Origin of the sequence: Dietzia sp. SYD-A1 (assembly GCF_015356725.1) — a bacterium.
Taxonomy (GTDB): domain Bacteria; phylum Actinomycetota; class Actinomycetes; order Mycobacteriales; family Mycobacteriaceae; genus Dietzia.
In genome coordinates this window covers 1-864 of record NZ_JADDKI010000162.1, presented here as the reverse complement: position 1 = coordinate 864, position 864 = coordinate 1, and the positions used below count along the sequence as shown (strand labels likewise).

At 67.9% G+C, this 864-nt stretch carries 1 protein-coding gene; it reads left to right on the top strand.

The window, feature by feature from the left end; genetic code table 11:
* Nucleotides 1-58 precede the first annotated feature (58 nt).
* Nucleotides 59-850 (top strand): ABC transporter ATP-binding protein, encoded by a 792-nt coding sequence (locus IY392_RS07725; protein WP_182612989.1) that lies wholly within the window; start codon nt 59-61, stop codon nt 848-850.
* The last annotated feature ends 14 nt before the right edge of the window (nt 851-864 follow it).

The window sequence follows — 864 nt, the reverse complement described above, 5'->3', positions numbered from 1 at the left end:
GCTCAGCTCTCCTCGCCGCCGGCACCGGCACCGGCGCCGGCGGCGAGGAGAGCTGAGCATGCTGACAGTCACGGACGTGTCCAAGACCTTCTTCCCGGGCACCGTCAACGAGCGCCGGGCGCTGAACGGGCTCAGCCTCACGATGGCCGAGGGCGACTTCGTCACCGTGATCGGCTCCAACGGCGCCGGCAAGTCGACCCTGCTCAACGTCGTGTCCGGGCGGTTGATCCCCGACGACGGACGAATCGACATCGACGGCAGGAACGTCACCCGCCTGCGCGATCACAGGCGCGCGAAGTATGTGGGCCGCGTCTTCCAGGACCCACTCGCCGGGACCGCCCCCACTCTCACCATCGAGGAGAATCTGTCCCTGGCGTTCCTGCGCGGCACGCGGCGAGGGCTCGGCCCGAGCCTGAACAAGAAGCGTCGGCGGCAGTTCGTCGACCAGCTCGCCATGCTCGAGCTGGGCCTCGAGGACCGACTCACCGCGAAGGTCGGATTGCTCTCGGGCGGACAGCGCCAGGCACTGTCGCTACTCATGGCCGGGTTCACCCAGCCGCGGATCATGCTGCTCGACGAGCACACCGCGGCACTGGACCCGCAGCGGGCCGAGCTGGTCACCACCATCACCGAGCGGATCGTCCGGGAGGGCGGGCTCACCACCCTCATGGTCACGCACAACATGGAACAGGCCATCCGGCTGGGCAACCGCCTGATCATGATGCACGAGGGCCAGATCGTCTACGAGGCGGACGCACGGGAGAAGGCCTCACTCACCGTGCAGGATCTGCTCAAGGAGTTCGCCACGATCAAGGGCGCGACACTGTCCGACAAGGCGTTCCTGGGCTGAGGTCCGCCCCCCTC